The 20,662-nt window shown below is 71.3% G+C and carries 19 protein-coding genes and 2 pseudogenes; 10 read left to right on the forward strand and 11 right to left on the reverse strand.

The annotated features are described in order from the left end of the window. Window positions 1-5: 5 nt before the first annotated feature. Complete coding sequence (locus K1T34_RS43545) at window positions 6-1,040, reverse strand: LacI family DNA-binding transcriptional regulator (protein ID WP_220240475.1); 1,035 nt, start codon at window positions 1,038-1,040, stop codon at window positions 6-8. Window positions 1,041-1,172: 132 nt separating this feature from the next. Between K1T34_RS43545 and K1T34_RS43550 the strand changes: the two genes are divergently transcribed. From K1T34_RS43550 to K1T34_RS43560, 3 genes are read left to right on the forward strand one after another with little or no spacing between them, the layout of a single operon-like run. Further along, window positions 1,173-2,492, forward strand: a complete 1,320-nt coding sequence (locus tag K1T34_RS43550; RefSeq protein ID WP_220240476.1) for an MFS transporter — start codon at window positions 1,173-1,175, stop codon at window positions 2,490-2,492. A gap of 1 nt (window position 2,493) precedes the next feature. Further along, window positions 2,494-3,684, forward strand: a complete 1,191-nt coding sequence (locus tag K1T34_RS43555; protein WP_220240477.1) for an enolase C-terminal domain-like protein — start codon at window positions 2,494-2,496, stop codon at window positions 3,682-3,684. A 20-nt stretch (window positions 3,685-3,704) separates the two neighbouring features. After that, entirely contained in the window at window positions 3,705-5,363 is a 1,659-nt protein-coding gene (locus K1T34_RS43560) for an alpha-glucosidase (RefSeq protein ID WP_220240478.1), read from the forward strand. A gap of 62 nt (window positions 5,364-5,425) precedes the next feature. Here the strand turns inward: K1T34_RS43560 and K1T34_RS43565 are convergent, their stop codons facing one another. Next, window positions 5,426-6,457 carry an LLM class flavin-dependent oxidoreductase gene (locus K1T34_RS43565; RefSeq protein WP_220240479.1) on the reverse strand — a complete coding sequence of 344 codons (1,032 nt, stop codon included), beginning with the start codon at window positions 6,455-6,457 and terminating at the stop codon, window positions 5,426-5,428. A gap of 341 nt (window positions 6,458-6,798) precedes the next feature. Between K1T34_RS43565 and K1T34_RS43570 the strand changes: the two genes are divergently transcribed. Further along, window positions 6,799-8,391, forward strand: a complete 1,593-nt coding sequence (locus K1T34_RS43570; RefSeq protein ID WP_255638003.1) for an APC family permease — start codon at window positions 6,799-6,801, stop codon at window positions 8,389-8,391. A 36-nt stretch (window positions 8,392-8,427) separates the two neighbouring features. On the opposite strand, the gene K1T34_RS43575 is transcribed toward K1T34_RS43570, so the two are convergent. After that, on the reverse strand, window positions 8,428-9,330 hold the full coding sequence (locus tag K1T34_RS43575; RefSeq protein WP_220240480.1) for an AraC family transcriptional regulator: 903 nt from the start codon (window positions 9,328-9,330) through the stop codon (window positions 8,428-8,430). 81 nt (window positions 9,331-9,411) lie between these two features. Here K1T34_RS43575 and K1T34_RS43580 point away from each other — a divergent pair, with 81 nt between their 5' ends. The 4 genes from K1T34_RS43580 (at window position 9,412) to K1T34_RS43595 (ending at window position 13,097) form a co-directional block, all read left to right on the forward strand. Then, a complete protein-coding gene (locus K1T34_RS43580) occupies window positions 9,412-10,179 on the forward strand; it encodes an SDR family NAD(P)-dependent oxidoreductase (protein ID WP_220240481.1) in 768 nt (255 codons plus the stop codon). Window positions 10,180-10,268: 89 nt separating this feature from the next. Continuing rightward, complete coding sequence (locus tag K1T34_RS43585; protein ID WP_220240482.1) at window positions 10,269-10,988, forward strand: esterase family protein; 720 nt, start codon at window positions 10,269-10,271, stop codon at window positions 10,986-10,988. Window positions 10,989-11,045: 57 nt separating this feature from the next. Next, window positions 11,046-11,825, forward strand: a complete 780-nt coding sequence (locus K1T34_RS43590; RefSeq protein ID WP_220240483.1) for a class I SAM-dependent methyltransferase — start codon at window positions 11,046-11,048, stop codon at window positions 11,823-11,825. Window positions 11,826-11,867: 42 nt separating this feature from the next. Beyond that, window positions 11,868-13,097: an MFS transporter gene (locus tag K1T34_RS43595; RefSeq protein WP_220240484.1), complete on the forward strand. Its 1,230-nt coding sequence runs from the start codon at window positions 11,868-11,870 to the stop codon at window positions 13,095-13,097. Here the strand turns inward: K1T34_RS43595 and msrA are convergent. Together msrA and K1T34_RS43605 are read right to left on the reverse strand one after the other, a co-directional pair. Further along, complete coding sequence (msrA, locus tag K1T34_RS43600; RefSeq protein WP_220240485.1) at window positions 13,055-13,555, reverse strand: peptide-methionine (S)-S-oxide reductase MsrA; 501 nt, start codon at window positions 13,553-13,555, stop codon at window positions 13,055-13,057. The two genes, K1T34_RS43595 and msrA, sit on opposite strands and share 43 nt — an antisense overlap. Continuing rightward, a complete protein-coding gene (locus K1T34_RS43605; RefSeq protein ID WP_220240486.1) occupies window positions 13,552-14,454 on the reverse strand; it encodes a LysR family transcriptional regulator in 903 nt (300 codons plus the stop codon). Before K1T34_RS43605 ends, msrA begins: the two co-directional genes overlap by 4 nt. Before the next feature lie 83 nt (window positions 14,455-14,537). Here K1T34_RS43605 and K1T34_RS43610 point away from each other — a divergent pair, with 83 nt between their 5' ends. Beyond that, complete coding sequence (locus K1T34_RS43610; RefSeq protein WP_255638004.1) at window positions 14,538-15,392, forward strand: DMT family transporter; 855 nt, start codon at window positions 14,538-14,540, stop codon at window positions 15,390-15,392. Here the strand turns inward: K1T34_RS43610 and K1T34_RS43615 are convergent. The 3 genes and pseudogenes from K1T34_RS43615 to K1T34_RS54110 all read right to left on the reverse strand — a co-directional run bounded on the left by K1T34_RS43615 (window position 15,389) and on the right by K1T34_RS54110 (window position 17,574). Then, window positions 15,389-16,579, reverse strand: a complete 1,191-nt coding sequence (locus K1T34_RS43615; protein ID WP_220240487.1) for an RNA polymerase sigma factor — start codon at window positions 16,577-16,579, stop codon at window positions 15,389-15,391. The genes K1T34_RS43610 and K1T34_RS43615 overlap by 4 nt on opposite strands. Before the next feature lie 7 nt (window positions 16,580-16,586). Then, window positions 16,587-16,940: a YciI family protein gene (locus K1T34_RS43620; RefSeq protein WP_220240488.1), complete on the reverse strand. Its 354-nt coding sequence runs from the start codon at window positions 16,938-16,940 to the stop codon at window positions 16,587-16,589. A gap of 121 nt (window positions 16,941-17,061) precedes the next feature. Next, window positions 17,062-17,574, reverse strand: a pseudogene (locus K1T34_RS54110) (DUF3159 domain-containing protein). A gap of 202 nt (window positions 17,575-17,776) precedes the next feature. On the opposite strand from K1T34_RS54110, the gene K1T34_RS43635 reads away from it, so the two are divergent. Beyond that, the gene (locus K1T34_RS43635; RefSeq protein ID WP_220240490.1) at window positions 17,777-18,403 is read left to right on the forward strand and encodes a DsbA family oxidoreductase; all 627 of its coding nucleotides are present in this window, start codon (window positions 17,777-17,779) and stop codon (window positions 18,401-18,403) included. Between the two features lie 25 nt (window positions 18,404-18,428). Here K1T34_RS43635 and K1T34_RS43640 read toward each other — a convergent pair whose 3' ends face one another. From K1T34_RS43640 to K1T34_RS54955, 3 genes and pseudogenes are all read right to left on the reverse strand, one after another. Beyond that, on the reverse strand, window positions 18,429-18,926 hold the full coding sequence (locus tag K1T34_RS43640) for an ATP-binding protein (protein ID WP_220240491.1): 498 nt from the start codon (window positions 18,924-18,926) through the stop codon (window positions 18,429-18,431). A 255-nt stretch (window positions 18,927-19,181) separates the two neighbouring features. Continuing rightward, window positions 19,182-19,979: a peptidase dimerization domain-containing protein gene (locus tag K1T34_RS54950; protein WP_370643534.1), complete on the reverse strand. Its 798-nt coding sequence runs from the start codon at window positions 19,977-19,979 to the stop codon at window positions 19,182-19,184. Window positions 19,980-20,061: 82 nt separating this feature from the next. Continuing rightward, a pseudogene (locus K1T34_RS54955) lies at window positions 20,062-20,652 on the reverse strand (M20/M25/M40 family metallo-hydrolase); the annotation flags it as partial. Window positions 20,653-20,662 lie beyond the last annotated feature (10 nt).

The following is a 20,662-nucleotide window of genomic DNA, read 5'->3' on the forward strand; positions in this document are numbered from 1 at the left end:
CCGGCTCAGCCCAGCCGTTCGGCGACGCGCGGGGGAGCGGTGTCGCTGTCGCCGGGAGAGATCGTCATCGGCCAGACCTCCTGCACCGGGTCCTTCGCCGAGGCGACGCGGGCGAGCACGATCTCGCCGAGCCGCCGCCCGTACGCCTCCAGTGAGACCGCGAACGTGGTCAGCGACGGCACGAGGTAATCGCACACCGGGTTCTTGCGGAACCCCACCACGGCCAGGTCCGCGCCCGGCCGCACACCGGCCTCGGCGAAGCGCCGGTAGAGCCCGAGCGCGAGTGTCTCCTGCGCCAGCATCACGGCCGTCGGCGCCGGCGCCATCGCCAGCAGGCGTTCGGCGAGCAGCCCGCCGCCCTCGGGCGTGTCGGGCAGGCGGATCTCGGCGGCGGGCTCGAGCCCGTGCGCGGCCAGCGCCTGCCGGCAGCCGCGGGTGTACTCCCAGGTGCTGTTGACGTCTCCGTCGTCGTAGGCCAGCGCGATCCGCGTGTGCCCGGCGGCCACGAGCCGCTCCACCGTCTCCGCCGCGACGCCCTCGAAGTCCAGGTCGAGCCACGCGTGACCCTCGGGTCCGCCGCGGCCGAGCGCCACGAACGGCACGCCGCGCTCGGTGAGCAGCTCCACCCGCCGGTCGACGCGGTGGGTGTTGGAGATGACGTACGCGTCGGCGATGTGCCGGTCGACGGCGTTGACCAGGTACCGGTAGGGGTCCTTGGCCGGCCCGACCGGCAGCAGCACCAGGTCCATCGAGCGTTTCGCGAGCTCCTGCTGCAGGCCGTCGCAGACGCTGAAGTAGAACGTCTCGCCCATCGCGGTGCGCGCGGTGTTGGTCTGCATCACGAGCGCGACCGTGCCGGTCTCGCCGCGGCGCAGCGTGCGGCCGGACTGGTTCGGCTGGTAGCCGAGGCGCTCCGCGGCCGAGCGGACGCGCTCGCGCGTGGCGTCGCTGACCTCGCCGCGGGAGTTCATCGCGCGCGACACGGTGCTGATCGACATGCCGAGCTCGGCCGCCAGCTCCCGGATCCCGACCCGGCCCATGCGTCCCCCCGTCCCTTCAGGTTGTCGCTCACAGTATCGCGGGTCGATCACTCACTGGCGTACCGGAAACGTTTCCGGTAACGTTTCCGGCGGACGCGCCGAGGCGTCCGGTTGCTCGTGGGCGGAGGATTCATGCTCGAGTCACGTGTGGTGCGGAAGCTGTCGCTGAGACTGCTGCCCGTCTTGATCATCGGTTACTTCCTGGCGATCATCGACCGCGCGAACCTGGGGGTCGCCGCGCTCACGATGAACGCCGACCTCGGGATCGGCGCCACCGCGTTCGGGTTCGCCGCGAGTGTGTTCTTCGTGCCGTACGTGCTGCTCGAGGTGCCCTCGAACCTCGCGATGGCCAGGTTCGGAGCCCGCTGGTGGATCGCGCGCATCCTCGTGACCTGGGGGATCATCTCCGCCGCCCACGCGCTGGTGTGGGACGTGCCGAGCCTTTACGTCGCGCGCGCCCTGCTGGGCGCGGCCGAGGCCGGCTTCTTCCCGGGCGTGATCTTCTACCTGACGCTGTGGTTCCCCGCCGCGCACCGCGGCCGCATCATGGCGACGTTCACCGCCGGCATCCCGGTGGCCCTGATCATCGGCACGCCGCTGTCGGGTCTGATCCTCAATCTCGAAGGCCGGCTCGGCCTGCACGGCTGGCAGTGGGTGTACCTGATCGAGGGTGTGCCCGCCGTGCTGATGGGGATCATGATGCCGTGGCTGCTGCCGAAGAGCCCGGACAAAGCGAAGTTCCTCGACGAGGAGGAACGCGCCTGGCTCACCGGCACTCTCGCCCGCGAGGCCGCCGAACGCGAGGCGCTGGGCGAGCGCGGCAGCACCCGGCGCAAGGTGCTGAAGACGCTGCTGAGCCCGAAGGTGCTCATGTTCGCCGTGGCGTACTACGGCCTGACGAACCTCAACGGCGCGGTGTCGACGTTCCTGCCGCAGATCCTCAAGCCGTTCGGGCTCGGGAACACCGCGACCACGTTCGTCGCCGCGATCCCGTACGTGTTCGGGCTCATCGGCATGCTGGTGCTCGGGCGCCTGGCCGACCGGCCGGGGCTGCGGGCGACGAGCCTGTACATCGCGCTCGGCGTGTCGCTGGTCGGGCTGGTCGCGTCGGCGGTGTTCGACGCGCCGGTGGTGAAGCTCGTCGCGCTGTGCGTGGCCGCGTTCGGCGTCTTCGGCGTGCTGCCGACGTTCTGGGGACTGCCGACGGCGATCCTCACCGGGGCGGCGGCCGCGGGTGGCATCGCGTTGATCAACGCGCTCGGCAACCTCTCGAGTGTCGTGAACCCGGCCGTGATCGGGGCGATCGACGCGAAGACCGGCAGCTTCGACGGCGGCCTGCTGTGGCTTGCCGCGATGGCGGTGGTCGCGATCCTGGCGGTCACGGTGATCCTGCTCGTCTGGCGGCCGGCGCGACGGGCCTTGGTGACTGTGCCTTCGAAGCAGGAGGTCTGACGTGCGTATCGCCGAAGTGCGGTTGCGGCGGCTGAAGGGTGTGCTGCCTACCGACGGCGACCTGTGGGAGGAACGGCTGGTCCGCCCGCTCGACGTCTACCCCGAGTATCGCGCCCGCGACGACCACGAGGGCGGCGTGCAGCGGCCCGGCGGGTTCGAGATCACCACGTTCTTCGTGGAGATCGAGACCGACGAGGGCCTGGTCGGGCGCGCCGGCCCCGTGCCGGAGACGGTGGCGTGGCTGGTGGCGCACGAGCTGCGGCCGCTGCTGCTCGGCCGCGACCCGATCGCGGGGGAGAAGCTGTGGGACCAGCTGCACCGCGCGCAGGTGCACGGACGCGGCGGCCAGCCGATGCTGGCGATCAGCGCGGTGGACAACGCGTTGTGGGACCTGCGCGGCAAGTGGCTCGGGCAGCCGGTGTACCGCCTGCTCGGCGGGCCGACGCGGGACGAGGTGCCGGCGTACGCGTCGATGCTCGGCTTTGCGGTGCAGGACCTGGACCGCGTGCGCGAGCGGGCCGTGGAGTTCCGGGACCGCGGGTACCGGGCGCAGAAGTGGTTCTTCCGCCACGGCCCGGCGAGCGGGTACGAGGGGCTGCGCGCGAACGTCGCTCTCGTCCGGACGCTGCGCGAGGCCGTCGGCGAGGACTACGACCTGATGTTCGACTGCTGGCAGTCGATGGACGTCACCTACGTGACGGAGCTGGCTTCGCGGATCGCCGAGTTCCGGCCGCGGTGGCTCGAGGAAGTGGTGATGCCGGACCGGATAGACGGCTACGCGTTGCTGCGGCAGCGGCTGGCGGTGCCGCTCGCGGGGGCGGAGCACGAGTACACGCGCTGGGGTTTCCGGCGGTTCGTGGACGCCGGCGCGCTGGACGTGCTGCAGCCCGACCTGTATTGGTGCGGCGGGCTTTCCGAGGCGCTGAAGATCGCGGCCTACGGCACGGCTCACGACCTCCAGGTGATCCCGCACGGCCACTCCGCGACGGCGACACTGCACTTCTCGCTGACGCAGTCACCGGCCCACACGCCGTACCAGGAGGATCTGGTGAAGTGGAACCAGGTGCACCAGCTGTTCCTGGCTTCGCCGGTGAACCCGGCCGGCGGGGTGCTTTCGCCGTCGGACGCGCCAGGCCTGGGCATGGAGCTGGACGCGGGCCGCGTCGACGCCGACGACGTCGTTTTCGCTTGAGCTATCGGGAAAGCAGGGGAATGAACACGCCTCGTTGGTGGCAGACCGCCACCGTGTACCAGATCTACCCGCGCAGCTTCGCCGACTCGAACGGCGACGGCGTCGGCGACCTGCGCGGCATCATCGGCAAGCTCGACCACCTCAGCGCGCTGGGCATCGACGTGGTGTGGCTTTCGCCGGTGTACCCGTCGCCGCAGGACGACAACGGCTACGACATCAGTGACTACTACGGCATCGACCCGGTGTTCGGCACGCTCGCCGACTTCGACGAGCTGCTGGCCGAAGCGCACGCGCGCGACATCCGCGTGGTGATGGATCTCGTGGTGAACCACACCTCGGACGAGCACCCGTGGTTCGTCGAGTCGCGCGACCCCGCGAGCCCCCGGCACGACTGGTACTGGTGGCGCCGCCAGCCCAACAACTGGGGCTCGCGCTTCTCGGGCCCGGCGTGGGAGCAGGACCCGGATTCGGGCGAGTACTACCTGCACCTGTTTTCGCGCAAGCAGCCGGACCTCAACTGGGAGAACCCGGAGCTGCGCCGGGAGATCCACCGCATGATGCGCTGGTGGCTCGACCGCGGCGTCGACGGCTTCCGCATGGACGTCATCAACTTCATCGCGAAGCCCGTTTCACTGCCCGATGCGCCGCTCGGCCCCGGCGACCTCTACGGCGACGCGGAATCCCTGTACGCCAACGGCCCCCGCCTACACGAGTTCCTGCAGGAGATGCACCGCGAGGTCTTCGCCGACCGCGCCGACCGGCTCCTGACGGTCGGCGAGACGCCCGGTACGTCCGTTTCCGATGCCGAGCTCCTCACCGACCCGGCGCGCCACGAGCTCGACATGGTGTTCCAGTTCGACCACGTGGAGCTCGACCAGGGGCACTCGAAGTGGGACGTGCGGCCGTTCGACCTGGCGGCGCTGAAACGCACCCTCGCTCGCTGGCAGGTCGGCCTCGCCGACCGCGGCTGGAACAGCCTCTACTGGAACAACCACGACCAGCCCCGCATCGTCTCCCGCTGGGGCGACGACGGTCCCTGGCGTGAGCTGTCGGCCACCGCGTTGGCCACCGTCCTTCATCTGCACCGCGGCACGCCCTATGTCTACCAAGGCGAGGAACTCGGCATGACCAACGTGCCGTTCTCCTCGATCGACGACTTCGCCGACATCCAGTCCCGCAACCACTACTTCGAGGCGACTGGCCCTCTGGGGCAGTCCCCTGTCGAGGTCTTGGCCGCCCTCCGCGCGCGCTCCCGCGACAACGCCCGCACCCCGATGCAGTGGACCGCCTCATCCCAGGCCGGCTTCACTTCGGGCACGCCGTGGCTGCGCGTGAACCCCAACCACACGACGATCAATGCCGCGTCCCAAGTGGACGATCCGGCGTCGGTGTTCTCCCACTACCGCCGTCTGATCGCTCTGCGGCATTCGGAGCCGCTGGTGGTTTCGGGCCGGTACTCGCTGCTGGAGCCTGATCACCGCCGGCTGTTCGCCTTCACCCGCGTGGACGGCGACCACGGGTTGCTGGTGCTGGCCAACTTGTGGCATACCCCGCTCGACGTACCACCGTCCGCGGTGGCCGGTTGGCCTTCCGCCACGCTCGTTCTGGGCAATTACCCGGGCCCGGCGTCGGTGGGTGCGCAGCTCCGCCCCTGGGAGGCCGTCGTCTTCCGCCGCTGACGCCGGACGACAGCACCGACCCTCCCGGCCGGTTCCTCACCCCCCGCAGCGATCGGCAGGCCTCAAGCGGCCGGTTTCCAGCCCAGCTCAGGGCCCAGCCGGGTGGCGATGTCCGTGAGGATCTGCACGTAGTCGGCGTGCTCGAAGCTGAAGGGCAGCGCGAATGCGACCTCCGACACCTCCCGGAACGCGGCGTCCGCGTAGAGCCGCTCGGCGATGGAAGCCGACGTGCCCACCAGGTCTTCCGCGAAGGTCATGCGGGCGGGGCCGTGGGCCTTGCCGACGCGGGGCAGGCGGGAAGCGGCGTACGCCTTGTACTTCGCGCGCTGCTCGGGGCTCGCGCTGTCGGTCGGGATGACGACCAGGCCCTGGGACACGCGGGCGTCGGCGCCGAGGGGGTGGTGGGCGCGGAACTCGCGGATCTGCGCGGCCTGGATGGCGGCGAAGTCGATCTCCGTGGCGTCGGGATCCTCGGCGCGCACGACGCTGCTGGCCAGGTAGTTCATGCGGTGCTCGCCGGCCCAGCGGGCCGAGCGGGTGCTGCCGCCGCCGTACCAGAGGCGGTCGGCGAGGCCGGGGGAGTGCGGCTGGACGCGGGGCGAGTACTCCTCGATGCCCTCGGTGCCACTGAAGTCCGTGGCTTTCTCGCCTCGGATGAAGCCCAGGAGGCGTTCCACGCGCTGGTAGCTGAAGTCCTCGGCCGACGCGGTGTCGGGGTACAGCGCGGGCGCGAGGTGGTCGTAGTGGCGCGGCTCGCCGACGCTCAGGCCGGGGTTGAGGCGCCCGCCGGAGAGGACGTCGACCGTGGCGAGGTCTTCGGCGAGGCGCAGCGGGTTTTCCCAGCCCAGGGGGATCACCGCGGTGCCCAGCTCGATGCGGCTCGTGCGTTGCGTGGCGGCGGCCAGAACCGCGACGGGCGACGAGATGCCGAACTGCAGGTGCCGGTGGCGCACCCACGCGCTGTCGAAACCGAGCTCCTCGCCGAGCTGGATGACCTGCAGCGTCGACTCGTGGCCGGCGGCGGGATCGGCCTCGTCGAACAGCCCGATCGTGAGGAATCCCAGCTTGCGCAACGGTTCCGAGGTGATCGGCACGGCAGTTCCTCCTGGCTCCGGGTCTTGCCGCAGATCAACCTCGACGGCGCCGGGATTGTTCCGGTTCCGGTGTGGTCTGGAGCACTACGTCGGTACCTCACGGGAAGTCCGGTTTCCTGGACCGAAACTAACTTGTAACGGGGCGAAGGTTCCACTCCGGCGGCGCGCGCGCCAGAATCGCGCGTTGTGATCGCGTCAGAAAAGCATTCGGAGGCTTGTCGTAAATCCTGAAAACAGGTACTGGCGCGAATCATTCGGACAAAGTTCCCGAACATTCGGATCGAGGCTCATCCATGGTTGAACCCGCCCAGAAAACCGCATCTGCGGGCACTTCGCCGAAAATGCGCAGATCGGTCGGCTTCTACGGCCTGATGTTCGTTTCGCTCGGCTCGATCATCGGCTCCGGGTGGCTGCTCGGCGCGCTCAAGGCGGCGAAGGTGGCGGGTCCCGCGTCGCTCGTGTCGTGGGTGCTCACCGCGGTCATCATGGCCACGCTTGCCCTGGTCCACGCGGAACTCGGCGCGGCCTACCCGGTCGCCGGCGGCACGGCCCGGTACCCCGCGCTCGCGTACGGAGTGCTCGGCGGGTTCGTCGGCGGCTGGGTCGCGTGGCTGCAGGCGGTGGCGCTCGCGCCGGTGGAGGTCGAGGCGAGTCTCGAATACCTCGACAACGTCACCTGGATCAAGGAACACCTGAATCTGCTGAGTCCCTCGGGCACGCTCACCGCGAGCGGATTCGGCTGGGCGACGCTGCTAATGGCGATCTTCACGATGATCAACCTCGTCGGCGTGAAATTGCTGTCGGAAAGCAATTCGGCGACGGTGATCTGGAAGACCGCGGTGCCGGTGCTGACCGTGGTCGTGCTGCTGTCGCTGCGCTTCCACCCGGGCAACTTCACCGCGGGCGGCGGCTTCGCGCCGCACGGTGCCCACGGCATCTTCGCCGCGCTGCCGGTCGGCGTGGTGTTCGCGTTGCAGGGCTTCGAACAGGCCGTGCAGGTGGGCGGCGAGGCGCGCGACCCGCAGAAGGACCTGTCGCGCGCGATCATCGTCGCGATGGTCATCGGCACGATCGTCTACTTGTTGCTGGAGGTCGCGTTCATCGGCGCGCTCGACCCGGCCGCGCTGCTCAAGGGCTGGGACAACCCGATCGCGCAAGGCTCCTTCGGCCCGTACGCCACGCTGGCGACCCTCGCCGGTGCCGGCTGGCTGTCGTACGTGCTCTACGCCGACGCCTTCGTCTCCCCGGCCGGCACGGGCATGCTCTACCTCGGCACGTCGGCGCGCCTGTCGTACGCGATGGGCCGCGAGCGCACGCTGCCGAAGGGCCTGGGCAAGCTCAACGTGCGCGGGGTGCCGGTCTGGTCGATCGGGTTGTCGTTCGTGGTCGGCGAGATCGCGTTCCTGCCGTTCCCGAGCTGGCAGTCGCTGGTCAGCGTGATCACCTCGGCCACCGCGCTGATGTACGCGTTCGCCCCGGTCTCGATGATCGCGCTGCGCAGGCGCGACCCGGACCGCCCGCGCCCGTACCGCGCGCCGATGCCGAAGGTGCTGGCGCCCGCGGGCTTCGTGGCCGCGAACCTGATCATCTACTGGAGCGGTTTCGACACCACGTGGAAGATCATGATCGCCGTGGTGATCGGCTTCGGCCTGTTCCTCATCGCCCGTGTGACCAGCCCCAAGCTGGAACGCATCCCGATCGACTGGAAGGCCGCGCAGTGGATCGTGCCGTGGCTCGCCGGCCACGTGCTCATCGGCTACTTCGGCCGCTACGGCGAGTCGGGCAACATCAGCGCCCTGCCGGAGTGGATCGACCTGCTGGTGGTGATCGTGTTCAGCCTGGCGGTGTTCTACTGGGCCGTGAACCTCGCGGTCGACAGTGACAAAGTGAAGGCAGCGGTCGAGCGAGAGGCGCTGGAGCTGGCCGTGCAGTGATCTCGCGGGTGACCGGTTTCCCTTGCGGGCGACCGGTCACCGGCGCCGCCACGCCCCGGGCGTCGTTCCTTCGCGGCGGCTGAACACGCGGGTGAGTGCGGCGTTGGACTCATAACCCACCCGAGTGGCGATCTGCGCGACGCTGAGGTCGGTCTCGCGCAGGAGCCGCTTGGCCTGGTGCAGCCGCCACGACGTGAGGTAGCCCAGCGGGGTCTCGCCGACCACGGCCCGGAAGGCGGCCGCGAACGCCGAGCGCGAAAGGCCGGCCTCGCGGGCCAGCGTTTCGACCGTCCACGGGTGCGCGAGGTCGGCGTGCAGCGCGCGCGTGGCGGCCGCGAGGCGGGGGTCGCGCTGGGCGGCGAGCCAGCCGAGGTCGCCGCCTCCGGTTTCGCAGAACGTGCGGACGGCCTGGATGAACAGCACGTCCGCGAGCCGGCTGGTCACGAGCCGGGAGCCGAGGCCCGCGGCGGCGTCCTCGCGGGCGAGCAGGTCGAAGGTCGCGCGCAGCTGCTCCCCGGCCTCGCCGCGCAGGTCGAGCAGGAACAGCGGGGGCAGCATCGCGAACAGCGGCGCGGCCGCGGTGGCGTCGAAGGAGAACCGGCCGGACACGATGTCGGTGCGTTCACCGCTCCCGCCGTGCATCGCGACGGTGCGTTCCGGGTCGGTGAACAGGGATTCGCATTCGACGAGGTCCCGGCCGGGCTCGTCCTCGAGCGTGAACCGCGCGCCGGCGCGGACGACGAAGCAGTCGCCCGCCGCGAGCCGGCGCGGTTCGCCCACGGCGTCGCCCGTGAGCACGCACGAACCGGAGGCGATCAGCACGAGGCGGGTGGTCTCGGGCGAGTGGAAGGCGATGCCCCACGGCGCGCCGGCCTCGATCCGCACGTACCGCGACTGCTCGATCCGCATCGCGGTGAGCACGTCCTCCACCGGATCCATGGGGTGCTCCTGGACGATCAGACAACGATTGCGGACCCGAAGGTAACACTCGTCCGGCTCGGCGGTTCTAGCGTGGGTCGCATGAAGATCACCGAACTGTTCGACCTGACCGGCAGGACCGCCCTCGTCACCGGAGCGAGCCGCGGGATCGGCGCCGCCGTGAGCCGGGTGCTGTCGGAGGCGGGCGCGCGGGTGGTGCTGGTCGGCCGGTTCGCGGAGACCCTGGCCGCGGTGGCGCGCGAGCTCCCGGGTGACGCCGACGTGGTCGCCGCCGACCTGGCGTGCCCGGAGGCCCCAGCCGAGATCCTCGCCGCGGCGGGCTCGGTCGACGTCCTCGTCAACAACGCAGGCAGCGGCACAGGCGCGGGCTTTGCCGACCGGCTACGGCTCGCCGACGTCGACGAGGCTTGGGCGGTGTACCTGCGCGCCCCGATCGTGCTGTCCGGCCTCGCCGCCGCGGGCATGGCCGCGCGCGGCAGTGGCAGTGTCGTCACCTTGTCGTCGGGCGCCGCCCACCAGGGCCTGCCCGGCTTGTCCGTCTACAGTGGACTCCGCGCCGGCGCCGAAGCCGCCACCCGCGCGCTGGCCGCCGAGTGGGGCTCCCGCGGCGTCCGCTTCAACGCCGTCAGCCCCGGCGCCGTCCGCACCACACTCGGCGCCTGGATCGTCGACGACGACTCGGCCCGGGCCAAGTACCTGGAGACGGTGCCGCTGGGCCGGGTCGGCGAGCCGGACGATGTCGCTGCCGCCGTGTTGTTCTTCGCTTCCCCAGCGTCGTCGTACATCACTGGCCAGACCCTCACCGTCGACGGCGGCTGGGTCACGACGGCGCCGTCGCCGGTGGGCTGAGCCGGATTCGCTCGCCGCACGGCCGTTCAGGACTACCTTGCAAAGTGCTGTCGACCGGCCGGCGAGGGCTGAAGATCGAGGTGTGGGGCATGGACGATCGAGCGGCTGCGGGCGGCAACGATCCTGCGGCAGCGTCGCAACCGGCGCGGGCCGGTCGGGTGGCGGGAGAATTGGTCACCGAGATCTTCGAGTACGACGGTGGACGGCGGGTCACCGTGTACGTGCCGCCGGATCCGCCCGAGGCGGTCGTGTTCGCCGGTGACGGTCAGCTGATCTCGCAGTGGGGCGGCCACCTCGAAGCCGCCGACGTGCCGCCCACGATGATCGTCGGCGCCCACCGGACCGCCGGCGAGGACGAGATGGTGCGCATCCGGGAGTACTCGCCGTCGTTCGACCAGGACCGGTTCGCGGCGCACGAGCGGTTCTTCACCGGGGACGTCCGCCGATGGGTGCGGTCGCGCTTCGGCGTCGACTTGCCCGCCGAACGCACGGCGGTGTGCGGTGTGTCGGCGAGCGGAGAGTTCTCGCTGGCGATGGGCCTTCGGCATCCGGATGTCTACGGTGCGGTCTTTTCCGCGTCGCCGGGCGCCGGCTACCGCCCGCCTGTCGCGATGCCGAGCCCGCTACCGCGCGTCTACCTGGTCGCCGGCACGCTGGAGCCGTTCTTCGCGAGGAACGCGACGCGGTGGGCGGACGCGCTGCGCGATGCCGGCGCGGACGTCGTGCTGACGGAACGGGTCGGCGATCACGGCGGCCCGTTCTGGGCCGCGGAGTTCCCGCTGATGGTGGCCTGGGCCTTCGGAAGCTGACCAGCGGCACCATTATCGTTTGCGGCGCGATGTGGGCAGCGATCATCCTCGGGTGCCATGACGGCAAACCTCACTGAGTTCTACGGCCACGATACCGACGAGGACACCCGGCTGACCCGCTCGGCGCACGGGAAGCTGGAGTTCCTGCGGACGCAGGAGTTGGTGCGGCGGGCGCTGAACGGGAAGGCGTTGCGGGTGCTCGACGTCGGCGGTGGAACCGGTGTGCACGCGCGCTGGCTCGCCGCCGACGGTCACTCCGTGCACGTCGTCGACCCGGTGCCCCGGCATGTCGAGGTCGCGGCCGGGATCCCCGGCGTCACAGCGGAACTCGGCGACGCGCGGGCGCTCACGTGGCCGGACGCGAGCGCGGACGTCGTCCTGCTCTTCGGGCCGCTCTACCACCTCGTCGAGGCCGAGGACCGAACGTTGGCGCTGGCCGAAGCGCTGCGCGTACTCCGTCCTGGTGGCCTCCTGTGCGCCGCGGCGATCAGCCGCTACCTGTCCCTTCTGGAGGTGAGTACGACCGGGCGCCTCGACGCGCGGATGGACGGCGCCGTCGGCGAGGTCATCGGCACGGGAAAGTACGACGGGCACGTCGGATTCGTCCCCGCGCACTTCCACACCGCTGCGGAGCTGGGTGGCGAGGTCCGAACCGCCGGCGTGCGGGACGTCGAGGTGTTCGGCGTGGAAGGCCCCGCCTGGGCCGCGCTCGACGTGGCGGGCGCGGCGATCCGGGACGAGCACCTGGAATCGGCGCTGCAGTGCGCCCGGCTGGTCGAGCGGGATTCCCACATGATCAACGCCAGCGCGCACCTTCTCGCCGTCGGAAAGGCTTAGCCGGCAAGAAAATCACTTGACCCCGTCACCAGACTCGCCGGTATGGGGTCGTGGGGGCGGTTGCAGCTGGTCGCGGTGTTCGGATCGGCGGGGGAAGGCCTGGTGCTCTCGGCGATTCCGCTGCTGGCCGTGTCGATCACGACGGACCCGCGGGAGATTTCGCTGGTGACGGTGGCCGGGCAGGCGCCGTGGTTGCTGTTGTCGTTGTTCGCGGGCGTGGTGATCGACCGGGTGCGGCGGACGGCAGTGCTGGCGGGGGCGTACGCCGTGCTCGCCGCGGCCGCCGTGGCGCTCGCCGCGGCCGGATCGCTGCACGAACTGAGCCTGCCCGTGGTGGCGGTGGTGGCGTTCGTGGTCACCACGGCGCAGGTGTTCGGCGACGGCGCCAGCGGCGCGCTCGTGCCGGACGTCGTGGGACCCGACCGGCTGGCGGCGGCGAACGCGCGGCTGCAGGTGATCGACCGGGGGCTGGTGCAGTTCGTCGTCCCGCCGGCGACGGGGGTGCTGCTCGGGATCGGGGCGGGGATTCCGGCGTGGGGCGCCACGGCGGCGGCGGTCGTGGCGTTCGCCTTGGTACGCGGGATTCCGTCGGCGCCGCCGGTGAAGTCGCCGGCGCATCCGTTGCGCGACATCGGCGAAGGGCTGCGGTACCTGGTGGGCACGCCGCTGCTGCGGTCGATCACGATCACCGTCGCGCTGGGGTCGTTCGCGGCGAGCGCGGGCAACGCGATGCTGGTGCTCTTCGCGACGCAGGTGCTGCACCTCGGCCCCGTCGGCTACGGCGGGCTGCTCGCGTGCCTGGCCGTCGGCTGGGTCGCGTCGTCGTTCGTGGTGGACCGGGTGGTGCGGCGGCTGGGTTACTCGTGGTCGATGCGGCTGGCGCAGAGCTGCGGCGTGGTGGCGCAGCTCGCCATCGCTTTGGTGCCGCCGTGGCCGCCGGTCGTGGGGCTGGTGCTCGTGTTCCTCACGGCGACCACGCTCGTGTGGAACGTCTGTTCCCAGTCCTCACGCCAGCGCTTCACGCCGTCGCCGCTGCTGGGCCGTGTGCTCACCAGCCACCGCGCGCTGGCGTGGGGACTGACGCCCCTGGGCGCGCTCGCGGGCGGGTTCGTCGCCGCGCACGTGAGTCTGCGCGCGGTGTGGGTGATGAGCGCGTTGATCCAGCTGGTCGGCGCCGCGGTGGTGTGGTGGCAGTTCTCGCCCGCCGCCTTCCGCGACGCCGAGCTCGCTCAGGCGCGCTTGGGCAGCTTCCACCCGGGGCGGGGGAAGTGACACGTGTAGCCGTTCGGATAGGTCTGGAGGTAGTTCTGGTGTTCGGGTTCGGCCTGCCAGAAGTCGCCGGCGGGGGTGACTTCGGTGACGACCTTGCCGGGCCAGAGGCCGGAGGCCTCGACGTCGGCGATGGTGTCTTCGGCGACCTTCTTCTGCTCGTCGTTGGTGAAGTAGATCGCGGAGCGGTAGCTCAGGCCGATGTCGTTGCCCTGGCGGTTCTTCGTGGTCGGGTCGTGGACCTGGAAGAAGAACTCGAGCAGGTTGCGGAAGTCGGTCTGGGAGGGGTCGTAGAGGACCTCGATGGCCTCGGCGTGGGTGCCGTGGTTGCGGTAGGTGGCGTTGGGGGTGTCGCCGCCGCTGTAGCCGACGCGCGTGGACACGACGCCGGGCTGGTGGCGGAACAGCTCCTCCATGCCCCAGAAACATCCGCCCGCGAGGATCGCCTTTTCCGTGGTCATGGTTCGCCATCGTAGCGGCGCCGCAGCAGGTCGAGCACGAGCGCGAGCGGCGGCCACGCGTCCCGCCCGCGCCGGGTGGCCGTGAACGAGCGCAGCCGCACGTCCGGCCCGGTCAGCGGCAGCAGCGCCACCTCCGGCCGCGTCGGGCGCGCGACCGGCAGCAACCCGACGCCGGGCCCCGCGACGATCAGGTCCTCCACGAGATCGAGGCTGTCGGCCAGGTGCGTGACGCGCGGGGTGAACCCGGCCATCGACGCCAGCGTGCGCACCACGTCCTCGTCGGCGCGGTTGCGGGAGTTGCCGATCCAGTCGTGGTCGCGAAAGGCCTCGAACACGGCCAGTGTGCCCTCGCCGGCCACGCGGCCCGCTTCCGTCGCCGGCACGCCCAGCCCCCACGCGGCCGTCCACAGAGGACGGACGTCGAGCGACCGGTCGGTGGTCGCGGGCGCGAGGTCGTAGTCGTAGATCAGCGCGAGGTCGACGTCGTCGGCCAGCAGCTGGGTCATGGCTTCGGCAGGTTCGTACTCGCTGATCACCAGCCGAACCCGTGGATGCGTCCGCGCCAGCCGGTCGGCCGCCGGCAGCAGCGCACGCCGGATCGCCGTGGCGAAGCCCGCCACCCGCACGGTGCCCGCCGGCTCCGCGTGCGGGTCGAGGTCCGCCCGCGCGGCCTCCACGGCGGCCAGGATCGTCACGGCGTGCTCGGCCAGCCGCTGCCCGGCCGGGGTCAAGCGGACGCGGCGGCCGTCCGGTTCGAGCAGCGGCGCGCCCGTCTCCAGCGCCAGTGCGGCGATCTGCTGCGACACCGTCGACGTGGTGGTGTCGAGCACATCCGCGACGGCGCGCATCGAGCCGAGCCGCGACAGCTCGAGGAGGAACTGCAGCCTGCGGGTGTCCATGCCGCCATTGTCCAGGATTCCCGGACAGTACGTTCACGATCGGCACGTGGACACGAACGGTGGCCATCGGTTCTCCTGGACGCGTGCTCTCCTCCTCCACCCGCACCGGGGCGGCGCTCGCCGTCGCCGCGATGCTCTGCGTGCAGCTCGGCCTGGCGCTGTCCGTCGGCCTGTTCGACCGCGTCGGGCCCGAGGGCGCCGCGTGGCTGCGGCTCGCCTGGGCCGGGGTGCTGCTGCTCGTGCTGGTCCGCCCGCGCCCGTCGTCGTTCAGCCGCTCGACGCTGCTCGCGTGCGTGGTGCTGGGCGTCGTCACTGCCGGCATGACGATGCTGTTCATGGCCGCCGTCGCGCGGCTGCCACTGGGCACCGCGAGCGCGCTGGAGTTCCTCGGCCCGCTCACGGTCGCGATCACGCGCGGGCGCGGCGGCAAACGCCTGTGGCCGGTGCTCGCCGCCGTCGGCGTGCTGTTGCTGACCGAACCGTGGGAGGGCGGGGCGGACCTGGTCGGCGTCGGTTACGCGCTCGCCTCGGCGGTCTGCTGGGCGACTTACATCCTGCTGACGCAACGTGTCGGCGACGAGGTGTCGGGCGTGCGTGGCCTCGCGGTGTCCATGCCGGTGGCGGCGATCGTGGCGACGCTGGTGCAGGGGCCGGCGGTGTTCGGGCACCTGTCGTGGGAGCTGCTGCTCGCCGGGCTGGGGCTCGCGATCCTGCTGCCGGTGGTGCCGTTCAGCTTCGAGATGCTCGCGCTGCGGCGGCTCACAGCGTCGGCCTTCGGCACGCTCATGAGCCTCGAACCCGCCATCGCGATGACGATCGGGTTGCTCGTGCTCCACCAGGTGCCCGACCTGGCCGCGGCCGCGGGAGTGCTGTTCGTGGTGGCGGCGGGCATCGGTGCCGAACGCACGGGCGCGCGGGAACCTGTTGTGGCGCCTTAGGTTTCGGCCAGGCGAGCCCGGCGCGTTCGCAGGAAGGCGCGTTCGGTGTCGTTGCCGGCCAGGCTGATCGCCTCGTCGTAGGCGGCGACGGCTTCCGCGGTCCGGCCCAGCCGGGTGAGCAGGTCGGCGCGGGTGGCCGGCAGCAGGTGGTAGCCCGGCAGGTCCAGCTCGTCCACAGTGGCCAGCGCCGCCGCCGGACCGTGCACCTCGGCAACGGCGACCGCCCGGTTGAGCGCGACGACCGGGGTCGGGGAGTGCTGCAGGAGCTGGTCGTAGAGCGCCAGGACCTGCGTCCAGTCGGTGGTCGGCCCGTCCGTGTGCACGGCGTTGATCGCCGCCTGCAGCTGGTACGGACCCGGCTGCCCGCGGCGCAGACAATGGCGGACCAGGTCGTGCCCCTCGGCGATCAGCTCGCGGTTCCACAGTGACCGGTCCTGCTCCGCTAGCACCACCAGCTCACCCGAGGGACCCACGCGCGCCGGCCGGCGGGCTTCGGTGAGCAGGAGCAGCGCCAGCAGCCCGAGCACCTCCGGCTCGTCCGGCATCAGCTCGGCGAGCGCCCGCGCCAGGCGGACGGCGTCGGCGCACAGGTCCGTCCGCAGCAGCTCGCCGGACGTCGACGTGTAGCCCTCGTTGAACACCAGGTAGAGCACGGTGAGCACGGGCGGCAGCCGGTCGGGCAGGTCGGCCGCGCCGGGCACCCGGTAGGGGATGCCGGCGTCGCGGATCTTCTTCTTCGCGCGCACGATCCGCTGGGCGAGGGTCGCCTCCGGCACGAGGTAGGCGCGCGCGATCTCCGGCACCTCCAGCCCGCCGAGCAGCCGCAGCGTGAGCGCGGTCTGCGCGAGCGGCGACAGCGCCGGGTGGCAGCAGGTGAAGATCAGGCGGAGCTGGTCGTCGCGCACGGGTCCCACCTCCTCGGGCTCGTCGCGTTCGTTCAGCAGCAGGGCCTGCGCGTGGCGCGCCTCGCGCGTGGACTCGCGGCGCAGGCGGTCGATGGCGCGGTTGCGGGCGGTGGTCACGATCCACCCGCCGGGGTTGGGCGGCAGCGCATCGGCCCACTTGGTGACGGCCACCGCGAACGCGTCCTGCACGGCCTCCTCGGCGAGCCCGATGTCGCCGAGGAGGCGCGTCAGCGTGGCCACGCAGGGGCCGTACTCGGCCCGGTAGACGCTGTCGAGGTCCACCGGCGCCTCAGCGCTGCGAGATGTCGTCGAACGGGCGCACCTCGATCAGCTGCCCGCAGGCCAGCGCGCACTTCTCGGCCCACGCGAGCGCCTGGTCGAGGTCGTCGCACCGGATCACCCAGAACCCGCCGAGCTGTTCCTTCGTCTCGGCGAACGGGCCGTCGGTGATCGTGACCGTGCCATCTCCGGGTCGCACGACCGTGGACGCGTGCGAGGGCCGCAGACCACCGACGAACACCCACACCCCGGCGGACTTCATGTCCTCGGTGACCCGGCCGGTCCGGGCCAGCATCGGCTCGAAGTCCTCTTCGGGCTCCGGCTTGCTCTCGTCGAGCTGGACGGCGAGCAGGTACTGCTTCATGGCGGGCTCCTTCGCTCGGGCGACCGGTCCGTTCGCCGGTCCCTCACCCTGCCCACGAACCGGCTCGACGCCATTCGACACCACGAAGGGGAAAACTTCTCGCTTTCCCGTGTTCTCGGCACTACGCGTCGGCGAGGAGCTTCTCGCGCTTGCTCGCGTAGTGGATCGCCCACGCGGCGGCCCCGAACGCGAGGCCGGTGAGCGGGTTGCCCATGGCGATCTTGGCGAAGGCGAGCCAGCCCGTGCGGTCCTGGTCGTAGAGGTACTGCTGCACCAGGAACCGCGACGCGAACACCAGCGTGGCCGTGGCCGTGGCCAGGTCGTAGCCCAGCCGCGAGCGCCGGTCGGCCCGTCAGGTCATCTTCTCGCTGTTGACCAGGCTCCACACCACGCCGACCAGCGGCCGGCGCACGACGATCGACACCGCCAGCGCCACGAAACACGCGAGGCTGAACCAGATGTCGGACAGGAAGTAGCCCAGCCCCGCGAAGGAGTTCACCACCACGAAAACCAGCGACGGCAGCGACGACACGAGCAGGCCCGCGAGCCCGCCCGTCCGCTCCCACGCCGTGCGCGGCCGTGACTCGGAGGCGGACCCGGCGGGCTTCGGTCTTCGTCCCAGGTCGCTCCACACCTCCGATTGAAACGGGCGGGAACTAGGCAAACTCCTAGCTTGGGCCCACGGTCGGGTGGTCCGGGCGGTGACCCTGCGTGGGTCCGCCGCGTGGTGAGTCGTCCCACAGCCGCCGGGCCCGGCTTCGTCGCCGCGCAGGAAGGGGTCGGTTACCTGGGAGTGCGTACTTCTGGATCACCCCCGCGGTCCTTAGGCTGGGGACATGCACGTGGAAATCTGGAGCGATGTCATCTGCCCGTGGTGCTACCTCGGGAAGGCGCGGTTCGAGGCGGCGCTGGAGGGGTTCGAGCACCGGGACGAGGTGGAGGTGACGTTCCGGTCGTTCGAGCTGGACCCGTCGCGCGACACGGTGGAGCCGTTGCAGGAAATGCTGACCGCGAGGTACGGGCCGCAGGCGGTGGAGATGGAGGAGCACCTCGCCGGGCTCGTCGCGGAGGTCGGGCTCGGGTACCGGTCCGACCGGGAGATCGGCAACACCTTCGACGCCCACCGGCTGATGCACCTCGCGCGCGAGCGCGGGCTGGAGCGCCGGATGGTGGACGCGTTGTTCACGGCCAACTTCGCCGAGGCGCGTCCGCTGTTCACCGGGGACACGCTGCTCGACGTGGCGGTGGAGGCCGGTCTGGACCGCGAGGACGCGAGCCGGGTGCTGGCCGATCCGGCGGCCTACGCGGACGCCGTGCGGGCGGAGGAGCGGGAAGCGGCGCAGCTCGGCGCGACCGGGGTGCCGTTCTTCGTGCTGGACCGGCGCATCGGCGTCGCGGGTGGTCAGGCCACCGAGGTGTTCGCGCAGGCGCTCGAGCGCGCGTGGAGCGAGCGCGCCGCCTGACCGCGGTCCACTGTGGACGGCGTGCTCAATCGGACCAGCCGCTGAGCCGGTTGAGCAGCCGTTCCAGCACTTCCGGGTCGGCGGCGACCGGCGCGCCCGACACGGGCTCGTCCACGAGGGTGCGGCGTTCCTGCCGACGCGGCAGGCGGACCTGGCCCGCCGTCATGCCGCTGGGCAGCGGCATCTCGCACCACGTGAGGCGGCCGTTGCGCAGGGGCTCCACGCCGATCCGGTCGCCGGGCGCGGTTCGCGGCGGGTTCGGGCCGACGAGGTCGTCCTCGATCTCGACCACGAGCACCTCGCCGCGCAGCTGCAGGCGCACGGTGATGAACGCGGGGGCGGCGGTGTTGCTCTGGTCCACGATGTCGCCGACGAGCCGCGACGTGGTGGCGGTGACCTGTTCCAGCATCGGCAGGAGCGACCAGTCCGACAAGATCAGGCGGACGAACAGCTCGGTGCACGGAACCGCACTGGGCTGAGCCACCAGTCGGAGATCGTCCACCTGGGTGGTGCGCGTGCTCAAGCCTCACCTTCCTCATCGGCTCACTGCCGCCCTCCGCGGGCGGGACCGGTTGGGGCATCATGCCATCGACCTCCCGCGGGTTCGCGGCGGGAGGTCGATGTGCGTGTCCGCTCGCCTCACGCGTCCGGATTCGCTGGGTGAACGTCCCAGGTCACAGCTTCGAGTGGCCCACCGCGAAGGTCGAGTGGACGACGTCCATGAACGGGATGCCGGAAATGCCCGGAGCGGACTTGCCGGGTTCACGAATGTGAACGATCACTTGTCGCCCAGGTCCCAGAACAGGCCGGTCATGATCGCGACGGCCTCGCGCGCCAGGGGAGCGAGCAGGTGCTCGTCGGGCGCGTGCTGGGCGCAGGCCGGGTAGGAGTGGGGGAGCCAGATCGTCGGCATGTCCAGGATTTCCGCGAACGCGTCGTTGGGGATCGTGCCGCCGAGGTTGGGCAGGAGCACGGGCGCGCTGCCTGTGGTGCGGGCGACGGAGTCGGCGGCCCAGCGCACCCAGGGGTGATCGGGATCCGTGCGCGTCGGCGGCCGGCTCTCGGTGACAGCGACGTCGACCATCGGAAAACCGTGCTCCGCCAGGTGGTTCCGCAGCGCCGGCTCGAGCCGGGCGAGGTCCGTGCCCACCACCGACCGCAGTTGCAGCGTCGCCTCCGCGCGGCCCGGGATGGCGTTGACCGGTGACGCGGGCGTGCCGGCGAGGAACGCCAGCACCTCCACGGTGTTCCATCCGAACAGCCGTTCCGCGGGCGTGAGATCCGGCTCGCCCCAGCCCTCGTCGACGGCCGGGTCGTCCGCTCCGCCGCCGACCGGCACGGTGGCCAACGCGTCGCGCACGGACTCGGGGATCGCCGGGGGACGCAGCCCCGGCACCAGAATCCGGCCCCGTCCGTCCACAAGGGAGGTGATCGCGGCGGCCAGTGTGGTGGCCGCGTTGCGGAGCACGCCACCCCAGTTGCCGGAGTGGTGGTCGCGTGGGCGCAGGTCCGCGGTGAGCGTGAACTGCGTGACGCCGCGAGAGCCGAGGAACAGCGTCGGCAGGTCGGCGCGCACGCGGGGCCCCGTCGGACGCGATCAGGACGTCCGCGCGCAATTCGTCGCGCAGCTGCCCGCACACCTCGACGAGGCCGGGGGAGCCGCGTTCCTCACCGGTTTCGACGAGCACGACGAGGTTGAACCCGAGCTGCCCGCGGGCCCGTAGCACCTCGCGCAGCGCGAAGAGGTTCAGCGTGTGCTGGCCCTTGTTGTCGGCCGACCCGCGGCCGTACCACCGCTCGCCTTCGGCGATCAGCGTCCACGGGTCGAGGCCTTCACGCCATCGGGGTGCTTCGCCGTTGACGACATCGCCGTGGCCGTAGAGCAGCACCGTGGGCCGGTCGGCGGACTCGTGGCGGGTCGCCACCAGCAGTGGGCACTCGGGCGCCACCGGGTTCTCGGCCACCCGGGTGCGGCAGCCCAGGGCTTCCAGGGCCGGGGCGAGCTCGTCGGTGAGGTACGCGCGCAGCCGCGGGTGCCCGGCGGTGAGGTTGCTCTCGGTCCGGTACGCCACGCGGCGGGCGAGCTCGGCGAAGAGCTCGCCGGAGTCGAACCGCTCCAGGGCCTGGTCGATCGTGTCCGCGCGCTGCATCGAGCACCTTCCGGTCGGGGACGCCGGGTCCGTTGTAGCACCCGGCCCCGACGAGAATGGACTCAACCTTTTCGCGGTCCCGCTCGTCTGACCGGTCATGTACGCGCGC

Source organism: Amycolatopsis sp. DSM 110486, from assembly GCF_019468465.1.
Classification (GTDB): domain Bacteria; phylum Actinomycetota; class Actinomycetes; order Mycobacteriales; family Pseudonocardiaceae; genus Amycolatopsis.